This window comes from Paracoccus sp. SSK6 (genome assembly GCF_039770665.1).
In the GTDB taxonomy this organism is placed as follows: domain Bacteria; phylum Pseudomonadota; class Alphaproteobacteria; order Rhodobacterales; family Rhodobacteraceae; genus Paracoccus.
The window spans coordinates 1-583 of the sequence record NZ_JBDPNJ010000102.1 but is presented as its reverse complement, the minus strand read 5'-3'; the positions used below and the strand labels follow the sequence as shown (position 1 = coordinate 583).

At 57.6% G+C, this 583-nt stretch carries 1 tRNA gene and 2 rRNA genes; all 3 read left to right on the top strand.

The annotated features are described in order from the left end of the window. Positions 1 to 248: ribosomal RNA gene (locus AAIL68_RS17580) — 23S ribosomal RNA — on the top strand; the annotation flags it as partial. Positions 249 to 333: 85 nt separating this feature from the next. Then, a 5S ribosomal RNA gene (gene rrf / locus AAIL68_RS17575) occupies positions 334 to 448 on the top strand. 58 nt (positions 449 to 506) lie between these two features. Beyond that, positions 507 to 583, top strand: a tRNA-Met gene (locus AAIL68_RS17570).

The following is a 583-nucleotide window of genomic DNA, read 5'->3' as shown; positions in this document are numbered from 1 at the left end:
GAGGAGTTGCCCCTAGTACGAGAGGACCGGGGTGAACGTTCCACTGGTGGACCTGTTGTCGTGCCAACGGCAGTGCAGGGTAGCTATGAACGGACAGGATAAACGCTGAAGGCATCTAAGCGTGAAGCCCCCCTCAAAACAAGGTCTCCCTTGAGAGCCGTGGAAGACCACCACGTCGATAGGCCGGAGATGTAAGTGCAGCAATGCATTCAGTTGACCGGTACTAATGGCTCGATAGGCTTGATTTGATCCGGAAGAAGCAAGACTTCTTCCCTAAGCATCCTTGGACAACATCCCGCCCAACAGGCGGAACGCTGAGCGTGTCTTTCCCGGTCTGGTGGCCCTAGCGCGAGCAAAACACCCGATCCCATCCCGAACTCGGCCGTTAAGTGCCGCCGCGCCGATGGTACTGCGTCTCAAGACGTGGGAGAGTAGGTCACCGCCAGACCTGGAAAGACACGCAACATCTCCCTGAAACGATGAACCCCCGATCAGGACAACAATGGCGCGGGGTAGAGCAGCCCGGTAGCTCGTCAGGCTCATAACCTGAAGGCCGCAGGTTCAAATCCTGCCCCCGCAACCA